We start from the raw sequence: 26,038 nt of genomic DNA on the forward strand, positions 1-26,038 counted from the left end.
CGTGATCGATATCAACGAGTCCGTGATGCAGGTCCTTCTGGCGTTCGTCGTCGTCGGCCCGCTCCTCGGCGCCGCCGCCGCTCTGTTGCCGGCCCCGCCCGGGCTGAAGGGGAAGTCGCCCGACCAGGCCGTACTCCGCCACGGCGTGACCGTGACCGGGGTCGTCCTCGCCGCCGCGATCGTCCTCGCGGTCGGCTTCGACCACGACCACCCGTCGACGATGCAGGCCACCACCGACATCAGCTGGATCCCCGCGCTCGACGTGCGGATCCACCTCGGCATCGACGGCATCTCGCTCCCCCTCCTGGTCCTGACCGCGCTGCTGACCTTCCTCTGCGCGCTGTACTCCTACTTCAAGACGCCGTCGGGCCCGACCCCGAAGGCGTTCGTGGCACTGCTGCTGCTCCTGGAGTCCGGCACCCTCGCGACCTTCGCCGTCCTCGACCTGCTGCTGTTCTTCCTCGCGTTCGAGATGGTGCTCATCCCGATGTACTTCCTCATCGCCCGCTGGGGCGGCGAGGGACGGACCCGGGCCGCGTGGAAGTTCATCCTCTTCACCCTGCTCGGCTCCGTCGTCATGCTGCTCGGCCTGCTCCTCATCGGAATCAAGGCGGGCACGTTCGACATGGTGGCACTCGCCACTGACAACGGCCGGTCACTGAGTACATCCGTGCAGGTCATCGCCGTTCTGGCGATCGGGATCGGGCTCGCCGTCAAGACGCCGATGTGGCCGCTGCACAGCTGGCTGCCCGACGCCCACACCTCCGCGCCGACCGTCGGCTCGGTCCTGCTCGCCGGCGTCCTGCTGAAGATGGGCACGTACGGGTTCGTCCGGATCCTGCTGCCGGTCGCCCCGGACGGTCTGCGCACCTTCGCGCCGTACCTCGCCGCCTTCGCCGTCGTCGGGATCATCTACGGGTCCCTGGCCTGCCTGGCCCTCGCCAAACGGGGCGCGAAGGGCGACCTCAAGCGGCTGATCGCCTACTCCTCCGTCGGCCACATGGGCTTCGTCCTGCTCGGCATCGCCACCATGACCCCGACCGGCGTCAACGGCGCCCTGTTCGCCAACATCGCCCACGGCCTCATCACCGGCCTGCTCTTCTTCCTGGTCGGCGGCCTGAAGGACCGTACCGGCACCACCGACCTCGACACCCTCGCGGAGGAGACCGGCGCCGCCCTCTACGGCAAGGCGCCACGGCTCGGCGGACTGCTCGCCTTCGCCGCCGTCGCCTCCCTCGGGCTGCCCGGACTCGCCGGGTTCTGGGGCGAGATGCTCTCCCTGTTCGGCGCGTTCCAGCCCGCCGCCGGCCTCAGCCGGCCCGCCTTCCTCACCTTCATGTCCATCGGCGCCTTCGGCACCCTGCTGACGGCCGCGTACATGCTGGTCGTGGTGCGCCGCGTCTGCATGGGCTCCGTGGAACAGCAGACCCCGAAGCTCGCCGACGTCCACGGGTACGAGTTCGCGGCCTGGACCCCGCTCGTCACCCTCACCGTTCTCGCCGGACTGTGGCCCAAGGCCCTGCTCGGCCTGACCGACCCGGCCGTCCAGCAGCTCCTCGCAGGAGGCACCCGATGAGCGCCCTGGCCCAGCCGCTGGCCGCGTCCGCGGTGCAGTCCGTCGACTGGCTCGCGATCGCCCCGCCCACCCTCACGGCCGTCGTCGCGATCGGCGTGCTCGTCGCCGACCTCTTCGTCCCCGAGGCGCGCAAGGCCGTCCTCGGCTGGGTGTCTGTCGCGGGCCTGGCCGCCGCCGCGCTGACGCTCCTGCCGCTGCTGGACGGCCACCGCAGCACCTTCTGCGTGCCCGGCCACGTGCGCGCGTGCAGCTACACCGCCGACCACTTCACCCTCGTCATCCAGTTCCTCGTCCTCGGCGGCGCCCTGCTGGCGGCCCTGCTGTCGGTGACGAACGTCGACGACGAGCGCCGGCGCGTCCCCGCGGGCGAGTTCTGGTTCCTGCTGCTGTCCTCCGCGGCCGGCGCCGCCCTGCTGCCCGCCTCCCGCGATCTGGCCACCCTGATCGTCGGCCTGGAGGTCGCCTCACTGCCCGCGTTCGCCCTCGTCGGCATCCGGCACGGCGACAAGCGGTCGTCCGAGGCCGCCCTGAAGTTCTTCCTGTCCTCGGTCACCGCCACCGCGGTCAGTCTCATGGGCGTCAGCTTCGTCTACGCCTCCACCGGCACGCTCTACCTCACCCAGGTGGCCCAGCGCATCCAGCACGTCGACGGGCAACTCCACACCCTCGCCCAGACCGGCGTCGTCCTCACCCTGGTCGGCTTCGCCTTCAAGACGGCCGCCGTCCCCTTCCACTTCTGGGTGCCCGACACCTACGTGGGAGCCCCCCTGCCCATCGCCGCCTACCTGTCGGTCGTCGGCAAGGCGGTCGGCTTCTCCGGGCTGATCCTCGTCACCGTCGTCGCCTTCCCCTCGTACGCCGACGTCTGGGGACCGGCACTCGCCTGGCTGGCCGCCCTCACCATGACCGTCGGCAACGTCGGCGCGCTGCGCCAGAAAGCCACGCGCGCGTACAGCGCCGTACGGCTGCTCGCCTGGTCCTCCGTCGGACAGGCCGGCTACCTGCTGGTGCCGATCGCCGCCGCCGGGTACGCCGAGGACGCCCAGAAGGCGATCGGCTCCACCGTCGCCTACGCGCTCATGTACGCCGTCGTGAACCTCGGCGCCTTCGCGGTAGCCGCGCTGGTGGGCCGTACGAGGTCGCTGAACCGGGTGAGCGACTACCGCGGCCTGTACGCGTCGAACCCGCTGACCGGCCTCCTGATGGCGTTCTTCCTGCTGTGCCTGGCCGGACTGCCGCCCGGCGTCATCGGGCTCTTCGCCAAGGTCACCGTGTTCGCGGCGGCCGTCGACGCCGGCCTCGGCTGGCTCGCCGTCGTCATGGCCGTGAACGTCGTGATTGCCCTCTTCTACTACCTCCAGTGGACGGCACTGCTGTTTCGCGCGCCCGAGGGCGAGGCCGCGCGGCATCGCGTGCCCGTGCCCCTGACGGCCGCCCTCGCCCTCACCGGCGTCCTCGGTGTGGCCCTCTCCGGGGCACCCCAACTGGTCCTGCGCTTCGCGGCCAACGGCCTGTTCTGATCACCCTCCACGCGCGCGTGGACGGCATAAGGGCACGTCACCCGTACGGCCGACGCGCGCCGCCGTGGACGGCGGGGAACTCGCGGCGGCCGCGTGGCGTTGACCAGAGCGGAAGGGTCCACTGGACCAAAGGGTTCCCCTGCCGCACGACTTGGAGGGCGTACCGTGCACCGCCGGCACAACGGGCTCAGGACCGCAGTACTCCTCGGGGGTCTGTCCGCGCTCATCATCGTCATCGGCAGCTTCTTCGGCCGGACGGGGCTGATCGTCGCGGTCCTGATCGCGCTCGGCACGAACGCGTACGCCTACTGGAACAGCGACAAGCTGGCCCTGCGGGCGATGCGCGCCCGCCCGGTGAGCGAGTTCGAGGCCCCGGGGCTGTACCGGATGGTCCGTGAACTGTCCACGCAGGCCCGCCAGCCCATGCCCCGGCTGTACATCTCCCCGACGGAGGCGCCCAACGCGTTCGCGACGGGCCGCAACCCGCGCAACGCGGCCGTGTGCTGCACCGAGGGCATCCTGCGCCTCCTGGACGAGCGCGAGCTGCGCGGTGTCATCGGCCACGAGCTGAGCCATGTCTACAACCGCGACATCCTCATCTCGTCGGTCGCCGGCGCACTCGCCTCGGTGATCATGTTCCTGGTGAACTTCGCCTGGCTGATCCCGGTCGGCCGTTCGGACGACGACGACGGCCCCGGCCTGCTCGGCATGCTGTTGATCATGATCCTGGGGCCGCTCGCCGCCACCCTCATCCAACTGGCGATCAGCCGTTCCAGAGAGTACGAGGCGGACGCCTCGGGCGCCCAGCTCACCGGCGACCCGCTCGCCCTCGCCGGCGCGCTCCGCAAGCTGGAGACCGGCACGAAGCAGCTTCCGCTGCCCCCCGAACCGCGGATCGAGACCGCGAGCCACATGATGATCGCGAACCCGTTCCGACCAGGTCAGGGTCTGTCGAAGATGTTCTCCACGCACCCGCCCATGGCGGAGCGCATCGCCCGGCTGGAGCGGATGGCCGGCCGCCAGGGGTGACGACGGCGTCGGCCGCCGCCCGGCGCGGCACGCGCGCGGGTCAGCGCGCGCGTGGCGACAGCGAGGGCACCTTCCCGAGTGAGGCGAGCCGGTGCCGTACGCCCATGGTCGTCAGCGAACCGAGCAGGATGACGACGCCGCCGACCACAAGGATGGCGTCGTACGCGTGCGCGGGCGGCTGCTCCGGAGTCATCGCGGCGATGGCCGCGGCAGCCGCGGCGAGGGCGACGGCACCCAGGGTGACGAGGGCGGTCAGCACCACGCCCGACGCCTCACCCGCGCGCGTGGGGGACACGACCTCCTGAGTGGCGACGCTGGAGAAGGTCCAGCCCAGTCCGAGGCCGAGCGTGCACCAGGCGAAGACCAGGATGTACAGCCACCAGGCGGTGACCAGACTGAACACGATCATGCCGCTGCCGGCGACCGCTCCGGCGAGCGCCATCACCACCTCACCCGGCAGGTACGGCGCCAGTCGCGCGCCCAGCGGACCGGTGAGCGCGACGACCAGGGCGGGGGCGAGGAAGACGATGCCCGCCATCAGCGGGGACAGCCCCCGCACGCCCTGCAGGTAGAGCGTGGCGACGAAGACCGTGACGCCGTAGCCCATGTTGCAGACCGAGCCCATGCCGGTGACCAGAACGTACGGGATGTTCCGGAACAGGTTCAGGTCGACCAGCGAGTGACGCACGCGGCGTTCGCGCACCACGAAGGCGTAGCCGAGGACGGCGGCCACCCCGAACAGGGCCAGGGTCCGCCCGTTGTCCCAGCCCCAGGCGCTGCCGCGCTCGACCGCGATCGTGAGCGCGGCGAGCGCGCCCATGAGGGCGAAGCATCCCGGCAGGTCGAACTGGCGGGGCGCGGCGGGGTCGCGCGAGTCGGGCACGTGACGTACGGCGATGAGCAGGGACACGGCGCTCAGCGGCGCCAGCAGCCAGAAGATCCACCGCCATCCCGGCCCCTCGGTGAAGCCACCGCCGACGAACGGACCCAGCGCGGTACCGATGTTGGCGATGCCGAAGACGGCGCCCAGCGCCCGTGCCCGGGTCTCGTCCGGGAAGGCGTTGCTGATCACCGAGACGGACACGGGCATGACGACTCCGGCGCCGACGCCCTGCACGAGCCGCCCGCCCACCAGGAGACCCAGACCGGGTGCCAGGGCGCAGACCACCGAGCCGGCCGTGAACAGCGCGACACCGCACAGCAGGCTGGGCCGCCGCCCGTACACGTCGCCCAGCCGCCCGCCGACGATGAAGCAGCAGCCGATCGCGAGCATGTACGCCGACAGGGTCCACTGGGCGGCGGACGCGGTGACGTCGAGGTCCCGGGTGATGCCCGGGATGGCCAGGTTGAGAGCGAAGAAATCGACCTGGATGCAGAAGAGCGCCACGGCCACCGCGACGAAGGCCCCGGTCCGGTGGGTGGGGGGCGCGATCGCGGGTGACGTCCGTGCTGACGACCGTGTACGCATCCGGTCCGCTCCTCTCGGCGACGCCGTCGCGGGGACCGTGGCGGGCAGAGCGCCCTTGTGCTCATTCTCGGCGGGGGACAGGCGGCCCGCGATCCGGTGGTGGCGGCGATTCCGGGGCGGCCCGGCCGGTGGCTGTACGGGGCGCGCGGGATCGTACGGCGCCCGCTGGTCGTGCGGGGTGCGGCGGTTGTACGGGGCGTGGGTCCCGGAAGTCGCACCGCTTCCCTTGCCGCCGGTCCCGCCCGTTCCTCCGGTTCCGCCGGTCGTAGGCCCCCCCAGGGCACCCGTGCCGCTCGGATCGCGGATCGGCGCCGATCTCGTCACCCTGGGGAAGGTGCACTTCCTGCTGCCGGTGCTCTTCGCCCTGTCAGCGGCGCTGAGCAACGCCTTCGCCACGGTGCTGCAGCGCCGGGCGGCCCTCAGTGTGCCCCGGTCGCAGGGATTCCGGGTGGGGCTGATCCTCGACCTGCTGCGGCGGCCCGTCTGGCTCGCCGGCATTCTCACGGTGATCCTCGCCGGGGTGTTCCAGGCGCTGGCGCTGGTGACGGGCGCGCTGACGATCGTGCAGCCGCTGTTCGTCCTCGAACTGCCGTTCACTCTGCTCGTGGCGTCGCTCTTCGCCCACCACGGCATGCCGCGCCTCGCCTGGTTCGCGGTGGCCGGGGTGGTGGCGGGGCTGGGTGTGGCGCTGGCCGGCGCGTCGCCCTCGGGCAACCGGACGCGCGTGGAGATCGACCGCTGGCTGCCCGCGCTGGCCGTGTGCGCGGGAGTCGTCGTCGTACTGTCCCTGGTGGCCCTCAAACGCCCCGAGGGACGGGCGCGCGCGGCCATGCTGGGTACGGCGGCGGCCATCAGCTACGCGCTGACGGCGGGGCTGATGAAGACAGCGATGCACATCCTGGCCGACGACGGGCTGGTGGCGTTCTTCCTCTCCTGGCAGACCTACGCGTTCGGGGCGGCAGGGGTGGCCGCGCTGTTCCTGCTGGAGAACGCGATGCAGGCGGGCCCGCTGGTCGCCTCGCAGCCCGCGCTCACCCTCGGCGACGCCACGGTGAGCCTGACGCTGGGCATCCTCGTCTACGAGGAGCACGTCAGGGCCGGCTGGTGGCTGGTCCCCGAGGTTCTGGGCATCGCGCTGATCGTCACGGGCGTCTTCGCCCTGTCCCGCATCCCCGCGGCGGACAGCCCCAGGACGTCCGAGGAGGCGGCGCGGGGGCATGCGGACGCCCAGTGACGGCCATGGCGGTCATCCCGCGCGGGTGGACGGGGGCTCGACGGCACCCAGGCGGCGGATTCCGCCCTGTGTGCTCAGCGCCCGGCGAATCCCGCGTCCGACGGGACCACCTCACGCCCCAGCGGCATCAGGGAGATGGGGATCAGTTTCAGGTTGGCCCACCCGAACGGGATACCGATGATCGACAGGAACAACGGGATGCTCGTCACCAGGTGGGCGAGTGCCAGCCACCAGCCCGCGAAGATCACCCAGATCACGTTGCCGACGACCGATCCCGCCCCGGCGTCCGGCCGCTCGACGGTCGTCCGCCCGAAGGGCCAGAGCACGAACCCCGCGATGCGCAGCGACGCGATGCCGAACGGGATGGTGATGATCAGAACGAAGCAGATCAGGGCGGCGATCAGGTAGCCGACCGCCATCCAGAGGCCGCACAGGATCAGCCACAGGATGTTGAGTAGCAGGTTGAACACCTTCATGATCGGCACCTCTCCAGGTCGCTCCGCCGGCACTGCCTGCTGAACACAAGTATCAGCCGGGCGCGCGTTCCTGTTAAACGGAAGGCCGCTCGTGGCGCATGCGACACGTGTGGCGCCGTTGGACGGCACCGGGCCCGTTCGCAACGTCCTGAGGCGAAGGGCATCGCTGCTCTGCCCGTCTGCCTGATGCCCGAGCGCTGCCCGGGTGCCGCCTGAGTGCCCGTCAAGGGCCCTTGCTCGTCGGAGTTTTCCATAATGGCCGAGTTATCCACAGGCGCGACCGAATGTCAGTGGCGTCTTGCATGATGAAGCCATGACCGAGACCGAGCAGTTGCTGACACGTGTGGCGGCCGAGGCCCGCGCCTCCCGGCCCTGGGGCTGGACCTCTCTGCCCGCCCCCGTCGACGCGGCCACGCTCGACCGGGCCGAGACCGCGCTCGGCTTCCGCCTGCCGCCCCTCCTCGCCGCGCTCTACCGCCGTGTGGGTGACGGCGGCTTCGGTCCGTCCTACGGCCTGCTGCCGCTGCTCGACAGCGCGCCATCCGGCGAGCCCGCCGCCGTCGCCCAGTACCTCGCCCACCGCAAGGACGGCAGCGAGGACCCGGACTGGCCCTGGCCCGAGGGTGTCCTGCCGGTGTCCCACTGGGGCTGCGGGATGTACGCGTGCGTGGACTGCCGTAGTCCTCAAGCCCCGGTCCTGCTCTTCGAGCCGAACGCCCACGACGCCGACACCGCGTGGTACGTGGACGCGCCCACCCTCACCGACTGGCTGCGCACCTGGCTCGACCGCGCCGGCTGGTACGAGGAGACCAGCGACGGAACGGACGACCTGGCCCCCTGGACGGAGTTCCGGATACGCACGGCCCGCGCCGAGGTGGCCTAGGAGTCACCGCTGCGTCGCACCTGTGTGCCGGCCGCAACCGGGTGACGGACCCGGGGCGTCCTCTTCCTCAACACGGCACGAACACGCGCTCGACGGACGATCCGAACCGTTTTCACACGGGCGGAACAGTGCGGGCGCGGCACGGGAGGGCAGGTTCACGGCATGAGCATCATCGGTTGGATCATTCTGGGGCTGCTGGCCGGGGCCATCGCCAAGCTGCTGCTTCCGGGGCGCGACCCGGGCGGCTTCATCGGGACGACCCTCATCGGCGTGGCGGGCGCGTTCATCGGCGGCTGGATCTCCGCCCGCTGGCTGGACCACCCGGTCAGCAAGCACTTCTACGACGGCGCCACCTGGGCGGCGGCGGTGGGAGGCTCGCTGGTCCTGCTGATCGTCTACCGCATCCTGTTCGGCAACTCGCGCGACTGAACCGCGCCCGGACGCGGCGAAGGGCGGGCACCTGGACAGGCCCCACCCTTCGCGCGCGGGTCCGGCTCGCCGAGTCGGCGCCGGTGTCCTGCCGGACTACCGGTAGTTCACGAACTGCAGGGCGAAGTCGAAGTCCTTGCCCTTCAGCAGGGAGATCACGGTCTGCAGGTCGTCGCGGCTCTTGGAGCTGACCCGCAGCTCGTCACCCTGAACCTGGGCCTTCACGCCCTTCGGGCCCTCGTCGCGGATGATCTTCGCCACCTTCTTCGCGTTGTCCTGGGAGATGCCCTCCTGGATCGACGCGGAGATCTTGTAGTCCTTGCCGGACAGCTGGGGCTCGCCCGCGTCCAGCGCCTTCAGCGAGATACCGCGCTTGACCAGCTTGGACTGGAAGACGTCGAGGACCGCCTTGACCCGCTCCTCGGAGTTCGCCTCCAGCAGGATCTTGTCACCGGACCAGGCGATCGAGGCGCCCACGCCCTTGAAGTCGTAGCGCTGCGAGACCTCCTTCGCGGCCTGGTTGAGGGCGTTGTCGACCTCCTGCCGCTCGACCTTCGAGACGATGTCGAAACTGGAGTCGGCCATGTCCTGTGGCTCCTTGTATCGGGGTGCGAATCGGGTGCGTGCCGGCTGTGCGGTGACGGCCGCCGGGCCCGGCACACCGCCGGGCCACATCCGCACCAGCCTAGCCACCCCACGCCGTCGGGGTGGAGATCAATCGGGTGGCGAAGCACCCCTCGGCATCGGGTATTGTTTACGTCGTTGCCAGGCAGCACCGCCGAAAAGCGGGGTTCGCCGGGCAGCACAACCCGGCGGTGTGCCCGAGCGGCCAAAGGGAGCAGACTGTAAATCTGCCGGCTCAGCCTTCCCAGGTTCGAATCCTGGCGCCGCCACACGGGAACTAGGGGCCCTGTGACCTGCTCAAATAGCAGGTCACAGGGCCCTTAGTCGTGCACTCCGCTGATGGGCGCATTGTCTCACTCTGTCTCGCGTTCGAACGCCTCATCTCGAACTCTGCGGACGGGGCGTGGACGGGATTTTCGGCCCGTCAGCCGCCCTGGCCCAGCCGGGCGGAGATCTTGGCGTTCGCGGCCTCGTCTCCGTCCTTGAGGAACTTGGCGTACACGCGAAACAGGACGGCAACACTGTGGCCGGCACGCTCTGCCACAAGCTGAGGCTCGACTCCAGAGCTAAGCCAGGTGGACACGGCCGCATGACGAAGGTCATACGGCCGCTTGGCCAACACCGACTCGAACTCCGCTGCGGTCAGGGCCCGTTTGCGCGCCTCGGCCCAGACCTCGCCGTACCCGGTGTCCTGGATGAGACCGCCGCGCATCGTCTGGAACACGCGGCCATCGGGGGCCTCGCCATACGCGGTGAGTTGCCATCGCAGCAGGGCGACCAGCTCGGGCGGGATCGGGACGCGTCGCACCGCCTTGCGTGGGCGATGCTTCAGCCCCTTCTTCTCATGTGCCTCGCCACTGTCCGTCCAGGCGGTACCGGAACGAGGGCGTGTCTCACGGAGTCGGAGCAGGCCCCATCCGCGACGTGGCAGGTCGCAGTCTCCGACTCGCAATCCGATGACTTCCGCCGGCCGCAGCCGCGTAGTACATGCAGCCGAAGAACGCCATGAGCCGTCGACCACGCGTTCAGTACGACTCCCCGGGACTGGATGACCGCTCCAACCGCTCGCTGAACAAGGAGTGGGTGGACATCACCAACAGCACGCGCCGGGCGGTGAACCTGGACGGCTGGACCCTGCGAGACGAGGACGGCCACACCTACAACTTCCACCACTACCGCCTCGACGGCCGCTCAACCGTCCGCGTCCACACCGGCATCGGCCGCGACACTCGGCACGACCTGTACCAGGACCGTCGCTCCTACGTCTGGGACAACAACGGTGACACCGCGACCCTGCGCAACGACCACAGGCGCCTCGTCGACGACGCCTCCTGGGGCCGCCGGGGACACCGCCGCTGACCCCGCCAGCCGAAAGTAGATGACGCCAGCTTGTAAGACGGCGTCCAGGGTGGGCCTGCCTGCGGGGAGGCCCACCTGCTGCCGGACACGCGGCCTACGGGCCGGGCCCGGTAGGCGACGTGGGCATGCCTTGCTGAGACGCGTTCACCCGAACACGGATGGCGGCCCCTCTCCACCGCTGCAGATAGAGGGGCCGCCGCACCTTCCGGCCGCCGGTTGTGCAGATGCCGGATCTACCGGGCGCTGAGCCACTCCGGTGGCACGGTCGCTTCGAGGTTCTCGGCACCGGCGGCAGCAACGGCCGGACCAGCTGGATCAAGCAGGGGCCGGCGACGCGGGTGACGGACCGGTAGACGTTCCACGGCTCGACCTGACGGCCGCCGGTGGCATCCACGCAGGTCAAAGGGAGGAGGGGCAGGGGTGCCCCGACGCTCTTGCGGGCCGTTTCGACGAGTAGGACCGAGCCGGCCTGGGAGACGACCTGGCGCCGCCGTCCTGGACGCGGACACGGGGGTACAACCCGATCAAGTGCTTCACATGGGAAGTGCCTCCGGTGGTGGCAGGAACAAGGACCTCGAAAATCCCCATTACCGGACAGCCCGCCTCATGAAAGCGCGAGGTTAGCGATCTAGCCATTCGGCTAGATCACAGGACCTGACCTGTGGCCCTCGTGAGGGGGCTCCCTGCGTCGGGCTCTACGGGTTAGGACAGTTTGCGACGCTAAAGCAGTTGTCCGGACGGTTCCCGATTACTTGGGATGCGCTGAGAGCTACCGTGCCGCTGCCGGGGAGGCTGCTGTTGTTGTTGATGCCACCGCCGCGACCGTTTACCGCGAGGTTCAGGGCGATGAGGGAACTCATCATCACCTTAACGTCGCTGTCCGTAGTGTTGATGCCGCCGCCGTTGCCGGTCCTCGCGTGGTTGAGGGCGATGAGCGATCCATGCACGGAAAAGTCGCTGGTGGAGTTGTTGATGCCGCCGCCGTTGTCAGAGGCGGTATTGCGGGAAATAGTGGAGCTCGTGAGGGTCAGACTGCTTCCGCCGTTGTTGTCAATGCCGCCGCCATCTCCACCGCGAGCATTGTTGTTGGCAACCTGGGAAGCAGTGAGCTTTAGAGAGCCGCTACCCCCGCCCACGCTTTCGATGCCTCCGCCACTGAAGCGGGCGGTATTGCGGGCGATTCGAGAGTTCTGAAGAGTCACTTGGCCACCGAGGCTATAAATACCGCCACCGGACTCTGCTGTGTTCCCGGTGATCAGGGAACGCGTGACCGTAAGGGAGCCTTCGTTGTAGATACCGCCACCCTCGCCGCCTCCGCCTTCTTCTGATACCGCGGCGTTGCCCGTGATCCGAGAGGCGCTGAGTGTGAGAGACGCGTCGTCGTTTACGTTGATGCCGCCTCCTTTGAATCGAGTGTTTTGCGTGTTCCCGTTCTTGATAACGAGGTTGGATAGTTGCACCTCACCACTGGTGATGGTGATCACGGTACCCGGGTGGCTGTACCCATCGAGTACTGCGAGAGGCTCCCCTTGGAGGTTGAGGTCCTTGCCGCCGATGGTGAAGGTGCCTCTACATGTTCCGGTGATCGTCAGGGTCGATCCGGAGAGGGCATTGTCAATCGCGTCCTGGAGGGAGTCGCCTTCCTCGCAATGTACTTGTGAAGTCTGGACGGCGTGAGCAGGGGCCATGCCGGCGACGCCCCCGAGTGCGATTGTGGCGGCCATGGTGACCGCGGTTCCTACCCGCCAAATCTGACCTGACAGGGCTGAGGGAGAATGCATGGTGCTCCTTGTTCGACCGGGATCACGATATCCGTCCCTGTGCAAAATAGGGCAAGGAGCTCTAGTTACCGGCCACAACACCAAATGCGAGCGCGATCATTGAAGTGATGACCTAGATGGACCAGCCGTGTCGGAAGCGGTGTACCGCGAATGGATGTCTCCGCCGCGGGATCTGGGTCTTTGGCTTCGCCAGCGATACCGCACTGGCTCCGTGCGAAGCAGCGCCCCGAAGGGGCAGTCAAGGCGGACACGACAACCGGTGTTAGCTCCGCGACCTACACAACGAGTTTCCCGGCGGCAGCTACAGCGAGGCGCTCACATTCGGACCCCTGGGGGCACTAGCAATGTCCCGGACACTACAGACAACGTGCCTTGCCTGTGCCCGAACTGCCTTGTGATGCTCGATGCCGGCGCCGTCGTCATCGAAGATTGAACTCACGGTCATCCGCGGCGGTCAATCTGCAGGCACCCTGAACCGGCCGTCGCCGTTCGATCGGCCTGGAGTGCCCGTGACCGACCTAACGAAGGTGACGGTAGATCGTGCGGGCAAGAGCCATGCGGCCATCCTCCGGCCAGGAGCCCGCTAGGTAGCCTCCGTTGCCTAGCAAGCGGCCAGGTCAGGAGCGCATTCGCGCTTGATCGCTGGCCGGTCTTGAAAGCCGTTCCTGCGACGTGCCTGTGCCTACGTCCGAGAAGCGGAGGTTCGCGTCGCGGGCCGATTTCGATCGGCCTCGGTTGCGCATGGGCGGTCTCGCCGCATGCCGCCTGAACCTTCCCGGAGTAGACCATGTGTTGCGGCGACATTGCTCTGATTGGCTGTCCGACGAGCGCCGTGCGAGGTGTCGATCTAGCCTCTGGAATGAGCGCTGAGTGGATCTTCTGATGGTGCGCTCTACTTTTGGCGTCAAGGAGGGCAAATGCGCAAGATATCCAAGGTCGTTGCCGCGACCGCCATGGCAGTCGGCGTCAGCTTGGTGGGCATCGGTCCCGCCGCGGCCCAGACGGGCATGCGTGGAGGTATGCATGGCGGCGGCGGATGCCAGTCCCACAATCTGAACATCGACATCCTGGGTGAGCTGGGCGTTGCCAACGGACTCGCGGGAAACTTGCTCAATGGCGAGGGTGACCCGGGTGGCCAGCACACTTACTTCGGTTCAGGTTGCTGACACGGCCGATAGCCGGATCGTGTAGATCACTGACGGGGGGGCCGATGTTTGCCCAGGAAACGTAGGCCGAACCGGAGGTGACGACTGCAGTCATCTCAGAGTGGACGTCAAAGGCCCTGGACCCCGAGTGGTTCAGGGCCTTTGACAGAAACCGGGTCTACCGGGCGCGTTCTGGTATCACCCGGGATGGGCCGTCTGCCGTCTGCCGTTCTGTCTTCAGTCGATCAGAACGCCTGGGTTGAGAATCCGGTGCGGGTCCAGGGCGTGCTTGGCGGCGCGCAGTGCCACGGCGAATGGCTCCGGGCGTTGACGGTCGTAGCCGGGACGGTGGTCGCGGCCGACGGCGTGGTGATGGGTGATGGTCGCATGGAATTGCCCCAGGACGTCGGTCGCGACAGCTTTGATGTCGTCCCATACCTGAAGCTCGTCGCCCCCCGCACCGGCTACGGCCACGGTGAAGTAAGGGGCGGCGCCGTCAGGGTAGACGTGGGTGAGGCGGCAGTTGATCGTGGCCGGGTTCCCCGTGGCCTTCAACGCGGCTGCGCCGACCTGGGTCCTGACGGCGTCGATCAAGGCGGGAATCCGGTCCCAAGTTGCAGCGGTCTCGAAAGTCTCGACCACTGCGCCCATCCGGGCCAGGCCGTCGCGTAGGTAGGGCATGCGCAGGAAAGCGGAACGCCATGCGCTGACGGCGGCGTCGGCCGTAGCCCCTCCGTCCGCCGTCGGCACGCTGCCGCGACCACCATGGGCGCGAGCCAGGTCCACGGCACATGCCAGATTGTCGTCCACGCGCGTGAGCGCTGATTCGAATCCCAGCACCAGGACGGCGGAGCCGTCGGCCGAAGCGCCGGACAGCAGCGCCTCGCCGGGATCGAGCAGGCGGCAGTTGGCTGGGGCCAGGTCCGACTGGGCGATGGCGCGCACCGCCTCCAGCGCCCGGTGGAAGTCGGTGAAGGCCAAGGAGGCCGAGGCTTTGTAACGCGGGCGTTCCTGCAGGCGCATCCATGCCTCGGTGATGACGCCGAGCGTGCCCTCGGAGCCGAGGAACAGCCGGTCGGGTGATGGTCCGGCGCCGGATGCGGGCAGCCGCCAAGAGGCACCGACTGCGGCAGGCGACACCACATGCAGGGACTGCACGAAGTCGTCGATATGAGTGCGGCCGGTGGCGTAGTGTCCCCCGGCGCGGGTGGCCAGCCAGCCGCCGAGGGTCGAGAACTCGAAGCTTTGCGGAAAGTGGCGCAGGGTCAGACCGTGGGGCCGCAATTGCTCTTCGAGGACGGGACCGAGTGCGCCGGCCTGGATGCGTGCCGAGCGACTCGTGGTGTCGATCTCCAGGACCCGGTCCATAGAGGTCAAGTCGAGTGACAACACGGCGCGGTGGGCGTCGCCGCGGTACTCCACCCCGCCGACCACGGACGAGCCGCCACCGAATGGGATGACGGCTGTGCGATGCTCGCCGGCCCAGTCCAGAAGGTCGGCCACGTCCTGGGCGCTGGTCGGGTGTGCGACAAGATCGGGGATCCGGCCGGGCCGCCCGCGCAGCGAGCGGACGACGTCCCGGTATGCCTTGCCCATGGCGTGGGCGGCGCGGGCTTCCGGGGCGTCGGTGACCAGGTGCGCCAGCGTGGCTGGGGGCGTGACACCGGGGCTGGCGATGGACAAGTCGGCTATGCGGGGTATGGGCAGCGGACGGGCGAGGGTGCCTGGTAGCAGGGCGCCCATGGCCGAGCATTCGGCGTCGTCGGGGTGGGCGTCGGCATAGCCCCAGCCCCACCACGAGCGGGTACGGGAGGAGGGGGATGGAGTCGCAGGCATCACTGTGCTCCCACGGGTTCAAGTAATTTACCGATTGGTAAATTACCGTAGGGTAATATCAGATCCATGGCAACACTTCCCTCCAGAGCCGGCACCAAGGGCGTGCCCAGGGCCGCGCGCGAGCAGCAACTCCTGGTCGCGGCCACCGAGGAGTTCGGCCGTCATGGCTACAGCGCAACCACCGTCGCCGCCATCTCCGCCCGCGTGGGGGTCACCAAGCCCTTGCTGCACCACTACTTCGGCAGCAAACAAGACCTCTACCTCGCCTGCCTGAACCGGATCGGCGACCAGCTGCTCGCTGCGATCCGAGCCGCGATGGCCGAGCACGCCGTCGGCGCGCCATCTGTCGCGCTGCGGGTGTTGAACGCCTTGTTCCACGCCCTGGAAGGGCAGCGTGAGGCATGGTTCGTCCTCTACGACGCGTCACTGCCGCCCGACAGCGAGGCGGCCCGCCGTGCGGCGCACTATCGCGGCGCCATCGACGACCTCGCCGCGACGGGCACCGCAGACCTTCTGCGCGCCAGCGGCTCCAGCGATCCGCTGGATGCCGACGCCCTCAAACACGCGTGGCGCGGCCTGTGCACCGCTCTGGTCCGTTGGTGGGCGAATCACCCCGACCAGTCGCCGGAGGCCATGGCCCAACGCTGTGCTCGGCTCTTCGCGGCCGGCAGCGTGATCGTGAGGTCCTGATGCGGATCTTCGTTTGGGTGCGCGGCAGGCGCCGGGTTGGCGGGTTTGCTGGTAGGGCCTGGGAGACGCGTGAAAGCCGGTTCGGCGAGCCCGTCGGTTCCTCGCCGGCGGCTTGAGTTGCTCAGGGTGGTGAGGGTGCGTGTGGGCTGCTCGCGTGCGAAGGCTGTCTGTGCCGTCGGCAAGCCGATGGCTCGCCGAAGTCGGCGCACCGGAAGCACGGATGTGGGGGCCTGGGGTGCGGTGATTCGCTTTCGGGAGGATCCTGGTCGTAGGAGTTGTGGTGGTCTTGGGCAGATCGTCGCAGCCCGGACCGCGAAGGCAGGCAAACTGCCTTCTCGCCCCTGCCGGAACGAGGTCGGTGAGAGGGGTGCGGCCGCATTCTTTCCGCCAGGGTCGCATGTTGCTCGCGCCGGCCATAACTTGGTCGCCGCGTCATGAACAAAAAATCACGACTCACGGCTGGTCTTCTGGCCGCAGGTGTAACGATGGTGACGCTTGCCGCGTGCTCGAGCACGGGAGGAAGTGTGACATCGACGACCAGTCATAGTGCCGCGGTGTCAACGCCCGCCGTGTCACCGGCATCCCCGTCACCTGTCTCGACGGCGCCATCCGCGTCGTCCGCTTCGACAGCGCCTTCGAATCAGGTTTCCACCACTAAGTTCGGGGACACCTTCGCCTATCAGGACGGGCTGCAAGTGAAGGTCGAAGGGCCCGCTGTCTTTACCCCCAGCGACGTCGACGCGGGGGCAACCCCAGGGGACAAGACTGTCAAACTCGCAGTCACGCTGACCAACGGTACGAGCGGTGTCTTCGATGCGTCTGGGGTAACAGTCCGGGCAACGGCCGGGGACAACGGACGGCAGGTTGGGACAATCGCGGGGGAGGGCCTGGGCATCGATTTCGCCGGAACGATCGTTGCCGGTGCTTCACAAACTGTGACGTTCGGCTTTGACATACCGAAAGACACCGTGGGCAACAAATTCGACGTCGAGGTCGATCCCGATTTCATCGGCAAGTACGTCAGTGAACACTGGGTGGGGACCCTGCCCTAGGGGGCATTGACCGCTTACGGCGCGACTCCTGCAGGGTTACGCAACTCGCCCACCCGTGCCATGAGTGCCAGGAGGCTCAGCCACCTAAGTTGCCCGCCACGCAGCTCAGTTGCCCGCCACAGATTTCACCGCCACCGACACCGGGGCCGACCCGCTGATCAGCTCCAGCGTCAGACCGGCCGTGGCCGGGGTGTCCACCAGTTCCGCCAGGACGGCGGCCACGTCGTCCCGCGGGACCGGACCGCGCCCGGTGTGCGCCTCCAGGCGGACCAGGCCGGTGCCCGCGTCGTTCGTCAGCGCACCGGGCCGCAGGATCGTCCAGTCGAGGGCGACCTGACGGGTGACGTACGCGTCGGCCTCTCCCTTGGCGCGCAGATAGACGTCAAACACGTCGTCGCCCTGATGCGCGGGGTCGGCGCCCATGGAGGAGACCACCACGAAACGGCGTACGCCCGCGCTGACGGCCGCGTCCGCGAACAGCACCGCCGCGCCCCGGTCCACCGTGTCCTTGCGGGACGTACCGCTGCCCGGGCCCGCGCCCGCCGCGAAGACCGCCGCGTCGGCGCCCCGCAGGCACGCCGCGGCCTCCTCGACCGAGGCGGACTCCAGGTCCAGCAGAACGGGCTCCGCGCCGGCCGCCCTCAAGTCGTCGCCCTGCTCCGCCGCGCGGATGATCCCCGCGACCTCGTCCCCGCGCGCGGCGAGCAGCCGCTCCAGCCGCAACGCGATCTGACCATGACCACCAGCGATGACAATGCGCATGGGACCGACCGTACGCCCGAAGGGACGCCTCCGCCGCACGAGTTACCGGCGTGCCGGGAAGCGCCCGGGGGCCCGCGCCGCCGTGCGCTGACGTCCGCCGGACGGCTCACCCCCCGGCACGCACCCCCCGGGTAACGCGCGCCTCTGCACGCCCCCCCGGCACCCCCGCCTCGCTCGCGCCCGGTTCAGGACAGCTCGCCGCGGCCCTGTCGTGGCAGGCCCAGATCGGACGACGACGCCGCCGTGTTGCAGTACTCGCGGACCGCGCTCGTACGGGCCACCACGCGGCCCCGGTGGACGACGATGCGGCTGTACGCCAGCGAGAGCGCGCCCGCCAGGTGGTCGCCGCGGACGGCCAGGAGCTCGGCGGGGAAGCCCGCCTCCACGCGTACCCGGGGCAGCCCGAGGACGGCACGGGACGACGCGCTGACGGCGTCGTAGGCGTCCTCTGGGCGCAGGCCGCCGCGGGAGGCGAGCAGGTAGGCGGCCTCCAGCGGGTCGCCCCGGCCGACCGGGTTCGACATGTCCCGCAGGGCGCCGCTTCCCGCCGCGACCCGCACCCCGGCCGCGCGCAGCAGCCGTACCGGAGCCGTGCCCCGCAGGTCCACGCCGTCGCAGCCACCCTGGGGCAGGCACACCACACTCACCCCGGCCGCCGCCAGCTGGTCCGCGAGCCGGCCCGCCGCCTCGCCGGGCAGGCGCGCGAGTCCGGAGCACGGACCGATCGCCACGCCGGGGCGCAGACCCCCCGCCATCGCCGCGAGACGCGACAGCCGGGCCGGGTCGGCGGCGTCCGTGTGGAGGTCCACCGGGCAGCCGTGCTCCGAGGCGACCTCCAGGACCGCCTCCACATAGCCGGCTGGATCCGGGTCCAGGTCCGGGCAGCCGCCCACCACTGACGCTCCCATCTTCACCGCGTCCCGCAGCACGGCGAGCCCCTCCGCCCCGGCCACGCCGGTCAGCACCCGTGGCATCGCCACCGTGGTCAGCTCCACGAGTCCCCGCAGGGAACGGCGGGCCTGGAGGACGGCGCCGAGGGCACCCAGGCCCTGGAGGTCGCCCACGCGCACGTGTGCGCGCAACGCGGTCGCCCCGTGGCCGAGCTGGAGCAGCGCCGCCTCCGTCGCCCGGCGCTGGACGTCCTCGGGGGCGTACGAGACCGGGCCGTCCTGCTCGGCGGTCAGGGCCGTGTCCGCGTGCGCGTGCGGCTCGGCCGGCGCCGGGAGGAGCAGGTAGCCGCTCAGGTCCACGCGCGCGGCGCTCGTGCGGGCCGGACCCGGGGCGAGGCTGCCCGCCGTACCGACCGCCTCGATCCGCCCGCCGCCCAGCCGTACGTCCACGGTCCGGCCGTCGGTCAGCCGCGCCCCGCACAGCAGGAGGGCGGTCTGATCGTGCCCTGCGGAGGATCCCGGCGAGTTCGACGACGAGGGCGGCTGCGGCTGGCTGTCGGGCATCGCACTCCAGGGGATCGGGGGGAGAGAGGGCCGGGGGGCCGGGGAACGAGGAAGGGGGCGGGTAGAGGAGTCAAGATCACGCAGAGTGGGTCGAGCCTAGGGTGGCGAGCCGCGCGGGTCGCGGAGGAGCGCAATAGTCGTACCGGCGGGTCCCCCCCCAGGGCGGTACGTGCGTTCCTCGCGGCGCGCGCCGGCGGCGACTCGGGGCCGGCGGTCCGCGTGCGTGAACGGGCGGCTCGTGCGGGGCTGATGGGGAGGTTGAGGGGCGGTCAGGGGGCCCCGGGCGCCGGCCGCCGTGAGGGCATGGATACGGATTTGGGCGAACGGCGGCGGAGCGTGTAATGTCTTCATCGCTCGCCCCAATAGCTCAGTCGGCAGAGCGTCTCCATGGTAAGGAGAAGGTCAACGGTTCGATTCCGTTTTGGGGCTCTGGTGTGAGAGGTTCCCGTCGCGAGGCGGGGCTGATCTCATCAAAGCGGTGTAGCTCAGTCGGTAGAGCAAGCGGCTCATAATCGCTGTGTCACCGGTTCAAGTCCGGTCACCGCTACTGACAGTAGCCGATTGCGGGGTCGGTCCTTCGATCGGCTACTCTTGCTTGCGTTAAATCAGTCAATCCGTTCGTCCTAGGAGCACTCACGTGGCTGCCACCGACGTCCGCCCGAAGATCACGCTGGCCTGCGTGGAGTGCAAGGAGCGGAACTACATCACCAAGAAGAACCGGCGTAACAACCCGGACCGTCTTGAGATGAAGAAGCACTGCCCGCGTTGCAACGCGCACACCGCGCACCGCGAAACGCGATAAACAGGCTCGTACGCGAGGCCGTCCCCTGCCGGGGGCGGCCTCGCGTCGTTTGTGGCCGCGGTACCGGCCGGTATCGATCCGGGAGCGACGACCGGTATCCAGTGGGTTTCCGGTCCAACACAGCAGACATCAGGAGGTGCCGGGCCATGGCGCTCGACCAGTCCTTCGTGGGGCGGACCTACCCCCCCACCGCGCCCTACGAGGTGGGCCGCGAGAAGATCCGCGAGTTCGCGGAGGCCGTCGGGGACGGCAACCCGGCGTACACGGACCCGGAGGCGGCCAAGGCGTTCGGTCACCCCGATGTGATCGCGCCCCCGACGTTCGTGTTCTCCATCACCTTCCGCGCGGCCGGACAGGTCATCGAGGACCCGCAGCTCGGCCTGGACTACAGCCGGGTCGTGCACGGCGACCAGAAGTTCGCCTACAAGCGTCCCGTGCGCGCCGGTGACCGGCTCACCGTCACCTCCACCATCGAGGCCATCAAGTCCCTCGCCGGCAACGACATCCTGGACATCCGCGGCGAGGTGCACGACGAGGCCGGCGAGCACGTCGTGACCGCCTGGACCAAGCTCGTGGCCCGCGCGGCCGAGGAGGCGTGAGGGACCGATGACGGCGAAGATCGCGTACGACGACGTCGAGGCCGGCACCGAACTGCCGGCGCAGACCTTCCCCGTGACCCGCGACACGCTCGTGCGGTACGCGGGTGCCTCCGGGGACTTCAATCCCATCCACTGGAACGAGAGGTTCGCCAAGGAGGTGGGTCTGCCGGACGTCATCGCGCACGGCATGTTCACCATGGCCGAGGCGATCCGCGTGGTCACCGACTGGACCGGTGACCCGGCCGCCGTCGTCGAGTACGGGGTGCGCTTCACCCGGCCCGTCGTCGTGCCCGACGACGACCAGGGCGCCGTGATCGAGGTCAGCGGCAAGGTCGCGGCCAAGCTGCACGACAACACCGTCCGCGTGGACCTCACGGCCATGAGCGGCGGCCAGAAGGTGCTCGGCATGTCCCGAGCGGTCGTGCGACTGGCCTGAGTCGAGGCGCGACGAAGGTGGTGCGGTAAGGGGCGTCCTCCCTTTGAGGAGCGCCCCTTACCGCTTGCTCCGCTCGCACTGCCTCTTGACTTAGTTAGTGATTGAGTACTAACTTTCTCTCATGGTCAGGATGAGCGCAGAAGAGCGGCGCGAGAGCGTCGTTCTTGCGGCGATCGCGGAGTTCGCGCAGAGGGGCTACTACGGCACCTCCACCGAGGCGATCGCCAAGCGGGTCGGTGTGTCGCAGCCGTACCTCTTCCGGCTCTTCCCGGGGAAGAAGGCGATCTTCGCGGCCGCGTCGCTGCGGTGCGTGGCCGACACGTGCCGGATCTTCGAGGAGGCGGCCGAAGGGCTGCACGGCGAGGAGGCCCTGCACGCCATGGCCGCCGCGTACGTCCGGCTGATCACGGAGCATCCCGAGAAGCTCCAGATGCAGATGCAGACGTACATCACGGTGGCGGCGGCCGAGGCGGAGGGCGACCACGAGTTCGGCGAGGCCGTCCGGGCCGGCTGGATGAACCTCTGGGACACCGTGCACCTGCCGCTCGGCGCGGACGACAACGAGACGACGACCTTCCTGGCGTACGGGATGCTCGTCAACACCCTCACGGCCATGGGGTTTCCGCCCCGGCACCGGGTGTGGCAGTCGATGTACCCGTCGGCCCGGATCACCGGCCGGCTGGAGAATTAGCGGAACGAAACGAGAGGGGTGGGCGCCCCTTTGCCGGGCGCCCTCGGGGCCGCCTCATGACCACAGAAGTTAGTCAGCAATAACTAATCAGCGGGATCATCACCCACTGGGGGAGCGATGTCACAGCAGACCGCACGTCGCGGGGGCGCAGCCTGGGCCCTCGTCATCACCAGCGTCGCCGGGTTCATGGCGGCCCTCGACAACCTCGTCGTCACCACCGCGCTGCCCTCCATCCGCCAGGACCTCGGCGGCGCGCTGGACGACCTGGAGTGGACCGTGAGCGCCTACACGCTCACCTTCGCCGTCCTGCTGATGTTCGGCGCCGCGCTCGGTGACCGCTTCGGCCGCCGCCGGCTCTTCCTCGCCGGGCTCGCCGTCTTCACCGGCGCCTCCGCGGCGGCGGCCATGGCGCCCGGCATCGACTCCCTCATCGCGGCCCGCGCGGTCCAGGGCGTCGGCGCGGCCGTGATGATGCCGCTCACCCTGACGCTGCTGACCGCGGCCGTGCCCGCCGAGAAGCGCGGGACGGCGTACGGCATATGGGGCGCCGTCAACGGGCTGGCGGTCGCCTCCGGACCGCTCATCGGCGGCAGCCTCACCGAACACGTGTCCTGGCATTGGATCTTCTGGTTGAACGTCCCGATCGGCCTGGCGCTGCTGCCGCTCGCCCGCCTCCGCCTCGCCGAGTCGTACGGCGCCGGCGCACGGCTCGACGTCCCCGGCACGCTGCTGGCCAGCGGCGGACTGTTCGGAATCGTGTACGGCCTGGTCCGCGGCCCCGCCGACGGCTGGACCGACTCCCTCGTGCTGACCGCCCTGTTCGCCGGCGCGGCCCTGCTGGCCGGGTTCGTGCAGTACAGCTCCCGCGCGAAGAACCCGATGCTGCCCATGCGGCTGTTCCGTTCCCGGGCCTTCTCCGGGATCAACGCGGCCAGCCTGTTGATGTTCGTCGGGATGTTCGGCTCGATCTTCCTGCTCAGCCAGTACATGCAGGGCGTGCTCGGCTACTCGCCCACCGAGGCGGGCCTGAGGATGCTGCCCTGGACCGGGATGCCGATGCTGGTCGCGCCCGTCGCCGGGATCCTCTCCGACCGCACAGGCGGCCGTCCGGTCGTCGCCGCGGGCCTGTTCCTCCAGGCCGCCGGGCTCGGCTACCTGGCCTACGTGGTCACCGCGGACGCCTCCTACGCCGCCCAGCTGCCCGGTCTGATCATCAGCGGTGTCGGCATGGCCCTGTACTTCGCGCCAGCCGCCAACCTGGTGATGTCCAGCGTCCGTCCGCAGGAGCAGGGCATAGCCTCCGGCGCCAACAACGCGCTCCGGGAGGTGGGTGGCGCGCTCGGTATCGCCGTCATGTCGTCGATCTTCTCCGCCCAGGGCGGCTACGAGTCCGCGCAGAACTTCGTCGACGGCCTGCGGCCCGCCCTCGTCACCGGCGCCGCCGTGGTCGCACTCGCGGCGGTCGCGGCCCTGGTGATCCCGGCGCGCCGCCGGACCGGCCGGGTGGTCGAGACGGCGGAGCGGACCGCGGAACCGGCCACTGCCGTCCACTGACGACGCCCCCGGCGGGTCGGCCGTGAACTGGCAGCCCCGGCCGGCGGGACGGCCGGCCGCCGCCACCGCACGCACGCGCGCGTAGGGCCCCGATTCGGAAATCGGGCCCTACGCGCGCGCGTGCGTAGCGCCACGCGGGGCTGTCGGTGGCGTCTCGTAGTCTTGGGCGCGTGCAGGTACTCCACGATGCCCCCCTCGCCCCGCTGACCACCTTCCGGCTCGGTGGACCCGCGGCTCGGCTGGTCACCGCGACCACCGACGCCGAGGTGATCGCCGCTGTCCGGGAGGCCGACGACAGCGGGACCCCGCTGCTGGTCGTCGGCGGCGGGTCGAACCTGGTCATCGGTGACAAGGGATTCGACGGCACCGCCCTGCGGATCGCCACGCGCGGCGTCGAACTGCGCGGTACGACGCTGGAGCTGGCCGCCGGAGAGGTCTGGACGGACGCCGTCGCCCGCACCGTCGAGGCAGGGCTCGCCGGGATCGAGTGCCTCGCCGGGATTCCCGGTTGCGCGGGCGCGACGCCCATCCAGAACGTGGGCGCCTACGGTCAGGAGGTCTCCTCGACGATCACGGAGGTGATCGCGTACGACCGCCGGGCCGGCGAGACCGTGACGCTGACCAACGACGAGTGCGCCTTCTCCTACCGGCACAGCCGCTTCAAGGCCGACCCCGAGCGCCATGTCGTGCTGCGGGTCCGCTTCGAGCTGGAGGACGCGGCCGGACTGTCGGCGCCCCTCAAGTACGCCGAGACCGCCCGGGCCCTCGGCGTCGAACCGGGCGCACGCGTGCCGCTCGCCGCGGCCCGCGAGACCGTGCTGAAGCTGCGTGCCGGGAAGGGCATGGTGCTCGACCCCGAGGACCACGACACCTGGTCGGCCGGTTCGTTCTTCACCAACCCGATCCTCACGGACGCCGACTTCGCCGCCTTCCACGCGCGCGTGCGGGAGCGCCTGGGCGCCGGGGCCGAGCCGCCCGCCTACCCGGCGGGGGAGGGCCGTACCAAGACCTCCGCCGCCTGGCTCATCGACAAGGCGGGCTTCACCAAGGGCTACGGCACCGGTCCCGCCCGGATCTCCACCAAGCACACCCTCGCCCTGACCAACCGGGGGGAGGCCACCACGGAGGACCTCCTGGCGCTCGCCCGCGAGGTCGTGGCCGGGGTCCGGGAGGCCTTCGGCGTCACCCTGGTCAACGAGCCGGTGACGGTGGGCGTCGGCCTCTGACGGGTGTCCGGTCTCTGAGCTAGTAGGCCACGCCGACCCCCTGCTTCACCGTCGCCGGGTCGTCGGTCATCCTCAGCATCGCGTGGGCCACGTCCGCGCGGGCGATGAACCGGCCGCGCGGCGGGAAGCCGCCGAGGACCGTGCGGTAGGTGCCGGTGAGCGGCTTGTCCTGGAGGCGCGGCGGCCGGACCACCGTCCACTCCGTGGCGCTGCGGGCCACCTCGGCCTCCAGCTGGCGCAGGTCGGCGTAGACGTCCTTCAGCAGCGCGGAGACGAGTCCGCGCGCGGCACGGTCGACCGCCCCTTCCCCCTTTGGCGCCGGACCGACCGGGCCGGCGCTCACCAGGAGCAGCCGTCGTACGCCCTCGGCCTCCATCGCGGCCAGGACCGTACGGGTCAGCCGGGCCGCCACACCGGCGTCCTTGCGGCTGCGCGCGCCCAGACCGGACAGCACGGCGTCCCGGCCCGCGACCGCCGCACGCACGGACTCCGCGTCGCCCAGATCGCTGCGGAACACCTCCACGCCGTCGCCCCCGACCGCCAGCCGTGCCGGATCGCGGACCACGGCGGTGACCCGGTGGCCCGCGCCGAGGGCCTGCCGGACGATCTCCTGCCCGATGCCGCCGGTGGCCCCGAAAACGGTGAGATTCATGAGCTGCACTCCTGCTGGTCGCGTGGAATCCTTCAAGGTGGGTGAGTGCTCACTCACCTTCACCTCCCTCCAGAGTGAGTAAGTACTCACCCACCCGTCAAGTCCCGTCGGCCACGACATGGAATCCTTGGGCCTCATGCAGCAGAAACCGGCTCCCCAGCAGCCCCCGGCCCGCGTCCGCATCCTCGACGCCGCCCACGAGCTGATGTTCACCCTCGGGCTGGCGCGCACCACCACCAAGGAGATCGCCAGGGCCGCCGGCTGCTCCGAGGCGGCTCTCTACAAGCACTTCGCGAGCAAGGAGGAGCTGTTCATCCGGGTGCTGCACGAGCGGCTGCCCCGCCTCACCCCGCTGCTGCGCAGCCTCGCCGCCGAGCCCGGCCGCCGCACGCTGGAGGAGAACCTCACGGAGATCGCCCACCAGGCCGCCCTGTTCTACGACCAGAGCTTCCCGATCGCCGCCTCGCTCTACGCCGAGACCCAGCTCAAACGCCGGCACGACGAGGCGATGCGGGAGATGGGCTCCGGCGCGCACATGCCCATCGAGGAACTGACCGCCTATCTGCGCGCCGAACGCGAACTCGGTCGCATCGCCCCCGACGCCGACCCCTTCGCCGCCGCCTCGCTCCTCCTCGGGGCGTGCGCGCAGCGGGCGTTCGCGTACGACTCGGCGGACACGCGCCCGGCGGCTGACGAGTTCGCCGCCCGGCTGGCCCGCACGCTGCTGGCCGGGATCTCCGTGGCCGCCGAGCGAACCTGA

At 69.8% G+C, this 26,038-nt stretch carries 24 protein-coding genes, 3 tRNA genes and 2 pseudogenes; 20 read left to right on the plus strand and 9 right to left on the minus strand.

From position 1 onward, the window contains the following. Position 1: 1 nt before the first annotated feature. The 3 genes from ABZ854_RS00700 to htpX all read left to right on the plus strand — a co-directional run bounded on the left by ABZ854_RS00700 (position 2) and on the right by htpX (position 4,125). Entirely contained in the window at positions 2-1,576 is a 1,575-nt protein-coding gene (locus tag ABZ854_RS00700) for an NADH-quinone oxidoreductase subunit M (RefSeq protein WP_361202269.1), read from the plus strand. Beyond that, positions 1,573-3,096 (plus strand): NADH-quinone oxidoreductase subunit N, encoded by a 1,524-nt coding sequence (locus ABZ854_RS00705; RefSeq protein WP_361202271.1) that lies wholly within the window; start codon positions 1,573-1,575, stop codon positions 3,094-3,096. The genes ABZ854_RS00700 and ABZ854_RS00705 overlap by 4 nt, the downstream gene beginning before the upstream one ends. 165 nt (positions 3,097-3,261) lie before the next feature. Continuing rightward, positions 3,262-4,125 carry a zinc metalloprotease HtpX gene (gene htpX, locus ABZ854_RS00710; protein ID WP_129307435.1) on the plus strand — a complete coding sequence of 288 codons (864 nt, stop codon included), beginning with the start codon at positions 3,262-3,264 and terminating at the stop codon, positions 4,123-4,125. A 40-nt stretch (positions 4,126-4,165) separates the two neighbouring features. On the opposite strand, the gene ABZ854_RS00715 is transcribed toward htpX, so the two are convergent. Then, positions 4,166-5,593 (minus strand): MFS transporter, encoded by a 1,428-nt coding sequence (locus ABZ854_RS00715; protein WP_361202273.1) that lies wholly within the window; start codon positions 5,591-5,593, stop codon positions 4,166-4,168. A gap of 334 nt (positions 5,594-5,927) precedes the next feature. Between ABZ854_RS00715 and ABZ854_RS00720 the strand changes: the two genes are divergently transcribed. Next, positions 5,928-6,827 (plus strand): DMT family transporter, encoded by a 900-nt coding sequence (locus tag ABZ854_RS00720; protein WP_361202777.1) that lies wholly within the window; start codon positions 5,928-5,930, stop codon positions 6,825-6,827. A gap of 74 nt (positions 6,828-6,901) precedes the next feature. Here ABZ854_RS00720 and ABZ854_RS00725 read toward each other — a convergent pair whose 3' ends face one another. Beyond that, the gene (locus ABZ854_RS00725; protein WP_361202275.1) at positions 6,902-7,303 is read right to left on the minus strand and encodes a YccF domain-containing protein; all 402 of its coding nucleotides are present in this window, start codon (positions 7,301-7,303) and stop codon (positions 6,902-6,904) included. A gap of 313 nt (positions 7,304-7,616) precedes the next feature. Between ABZ854_RS00725 and ABZ854_RS00730 the strand changes: the two genes are divergently transcribed. Together ABZ854_RS00730 and ABZ854_RS00735 are read left to right on the plus strand one after the other, a co-directional pair. Next, positions 7,617-8,186 carry an SMI1/KNR4 family protein gene (locus ABZ854_RS00730; protein ID WP_361202277.1) on the plus strand — a complete coding sequence of 190 codons (570 nt, stop codon included), beginning with the start codon at positions 7,617-7,619 and terminating at the stop codon, positions 8,184-8,186. Positions 8,187-8,348: 162 nt separating this feature from the next. Further along, entirely contained in the window at positions 8,349-8,615 is a 267-nt protein-coding gene (locus tag ABZ854_RS00735; RefSeq protein ID WP_129307431.1) for a GlsB/YeaQ/YmgE family stress response membrane protein, read from the plus strand. A gap of 96 nt (positions 8,616-8,711) precedes the next feature. On the opposite strand, the gene ABZ854_RS00740 is transcribed toward ABZ854_RS00735, so the two are convergent. After that, positions 8,712-9,200: a YajQ family cyclic di-GMP-binding protein gene (locus ABZ854_RS00740; RefSeq protein ID WP_129307430.1), complete on the minus strand. Its 489-nt coding sequence runs from the start codon at positions 9,198-9,200 to the stop codon at positions 8,712-8,714. Positions 9,201-9,426: 226 nt separating this feature from the next. Here ABZ854_RS00740 and ABZ854_RS00745 point away from each other — a divergent pair. Beyond that, positions 9,427-9,508: transfer RNA gene (locus ABZ854_RS00745), tRNA-Tyr, on the plus strand. Positions 9,509-9,663: 155 nt separating this feature from the next. On the opposite strand, the pseudogene ABZ854_RS00750 reads toward ABZ854_RS00745, so the two are convergent. Next, positions 9,664-10,261 (minus strand): annotated as a pseudogene (locus ABZ854_RS00750) (tyrosine-type recombinase/integrase); the annotation flags it as partial. 1 nt (position 10,262) lies between these two features. Here ABZ854_RS00750 and ABZ854_RS00755 point away from each other — a divergent pair. After that, positions 10,263-10,598, plus strand: a pseudogene (locus tag ABZ854_RS00755) (lamin tail domain-containing protein); the annotation flags it as partial. A 695-nt stretch (positions 10,599-11,293) separates the two neighbouring features. Here the strand turns inward: ABZ854_RS00755 and ABZ854_RS00760 are convergent. Further along, on the minus strand, positions 11,294-12,322 hold the full coding sequence (locus ABZ854_RS00760; protein ID WP_361202280.1) for a hypothetical protein: 1,029 nt from the start codon (positions 12,320-12,322) through the stop codon (positions 11,294-11,296). 974 nt (positions 12,323-13,296) lie between these two features. On the opposite strand from ABZ854_RS00760, the gene ABZ854_RS00765 reads away from it, so the two are divergent. Beyond that, positions 13,297-13,545 carry a hypothetical protein gene (locus ABZ854_RS00765; protein ID WP_361202282.1) on the plus strand — a complete coding sequence of 83 codons (249 nt, stop codon included), beginning with the start codon at positions 13,297-13,299 and terminating at the stop codon, positions 13,543-13,545. Positions 13,546-13,761: 216 nt separating this feature from the next. Here ABZ854_RS00765 and ABZ854_RS00770 read toward each other — a convergent pair whose 3' ends face one another. Continuing rightward, the gene (locus ABZ854_RS00770; protein ID WP_361202284.1) at positions 13,762-15,360 is read right to left on the minus strand and encodes an FAD-binding oxidoreductase; all 1,599 of its coding nucleotides are present in this window, start codon (positions 15,358-15,360) and stop codon (positions 13,762-13,764) included. Between the two features lie 66 nt (positions 15,361-15,426). On the opposite strand from ABZ854_RS00770, the gene ABZ854_RS00775 reads away from it, so the two are divergent. Beyond that, a complete protein-coding gene (locus ABZ854_RS00775) occupies positions 15,427-16,050 on the plus strand; it encodes a TetR family transcriptional regulator (protein WP_361202286.1) in 624 nt (207 codons plus the stop codon). Between the two features lie 554 nt (positions 16,051-16,604). Next, positions 16,605-17,102 (plus strand): hypothetical protein, encoded by a 498-nt coding sequence (locus tag ABZ854_RS00780; RefSeq protein WP_361202288.1) that lies wholly within the window; start codon positions 16,605-16,607, stop codon positions 17,100-17,102. 105 nt (positions 17,103-17,207) lie between these two features. On the opposite strand, the gene ABZ854_RS00785 is transcribed toward ABZ854_RS00780, so the two are convergent. Then, positions 17,208-17,864, minus strand: a complete 657-nt coding sequence (locus ABZ854_RS00785) for an SDR family oxidoreductase (protein WP_361202290.1) — start codon at positions 17,862-17,864, stop codon at positions 17,208-17,210. Positions 17,865-18,049: 185 nt separating this feature from the next. Then, positions 18,050-19,318 carry an amidohydrolase family protein gene (locus tag ABZ854_RS00790; protein ID WP_361202292.1) on the minus strand — a complete coding sequence of 423 codons (1,269 nt, stop codon included), beginning with the start codon at positions 19,316-19,318 and terminating at the stop codon, positions 18,050-18,052. A gap of 356 nt (positions 19,319-19,674) precedes the next feature. Here ABZ854_RS00790 and ABZ854_RS00795 point away from each other — a divergent pair. The 8 genes from ABZ854_RS00795 (at position 19,675) to ABZ854_RS00830 (ending at position 24,626) form a co-directional block, all read left to right on the plus strand. After that, a tRNA-Thr gene (locus ABZ854_RS00795) sits at positions 19,675-19,747 on the plus strand. Positions 19,748-19,792: 45 nt separating this feature from the next. Then, positions 19,793-19,865 (plus strand) — tRNA-Met (locus ABZ854_RS00800). Between the two features lie 90 nt (positions 19,866-19,955). Further along, entirely contained in the window at positions 19,956-20,120 is a 165-nt protein-coding gene (gene rpmG, locus ABZ854_RS00805) for a 50S ribosomal protein L33 (protein WP_003948671.1), read from the plus strand. 146 nt (positions 20,121-20,266) lie between these two features. Further along, entirely contained in the window at positions 20,267-20,719 is a 453-nt protein-coding gene (locus ABZ854_RS00810; RefSeq protein WP_129307426.1) for a MaoC family dehydratase N-terminal domain-containing protein, read from the plus strand. Between the two features lie 7 nt (positions 20,720-20,726). Further along, positions 20,727-21,155 (plus strand): MaoC family dehydratase, encoded by a 429-nt coding sequence (locus ABZ854_RS00815; RefSeq protein WP_361202294.1) that lies wholly within the window; start codon positions 20,727-20,729, stop codon positions 21,153-21,155. Between the two features lie 121 nt (positions 21,156-21,276). Then, positions 21,277-21,846, plus strand: a complete 570-nt coding sequence (locus ABZ854_RS00820; protein WP_361202296.1) for a helix-turn-helix domain-containing protein — start codon at positions 21,277-21,279, stop codon at positions 21,844-21,846. Between the two features lie 117 nt (positions 21,847-21,963). Then, positions 21,964-23,400, plus strand: a complete 1,437-nt coding sequence (locus ABZ854_RS00825) for an MFS transporter (protein WP_361202298.1) — start codon at positions 21,964-21,966, stop codon at positions 23,398-23,400. Positions 23,401-23,570: 170 nt separating this feature from the next. Beyond that, on the plus strand, positions 23,571-24,626 hold the full coding sequence (locus ABZ854_RS00830) for a UDP-N-acetylmuramate dehydrogenase (RefSeq protein WP_361202300.1): 1,056 nt from the start codon (positions 23,571-23,573) through the stop codon (positions 24,624-24,626). A 19-nt stretch (positions 24,627-24,645) separates the two neighbouring features. Here ABZ854_RS00830 and ABZ854_RS00835 read toward each other — a convergent pair whose 3' ends face one another. After that, complete coding sequence (locus ABZ854_RS00835) at positions 24,646-25,278, minus strand: NAD(P)-binding oxidoreductase (protein WP_361202302.1); 633 nt, start codon at positions 25,276-25,278, stop codon at positions 24,646-24,648. Positions 25,279-25,414: 136 nt separating this feature from the next. Between ABZ854_RS00835 and ABZ854_RS00840 the strand changes: the two genes are divergently transcribed. Further along, positions 25,415-26,038: a helix-turn-helix domain-containing protein gene (locus ABZ854_RS00840; protein WP_361202304.1), complete on the plus strand. Its 624-nt coding sequence runs from the start codon at positions 25,415-25,417 to the stop codon at positions 26,036-26,038.

Source organism: Streptomyces sp. NPDC047028 (genome assembly GCF_040644095.1).
Lineage (GTDB): Bacteria > Actinomycetota > Actinomycetes > Streptomycetales > Streptomycetaceae > Streptomyces.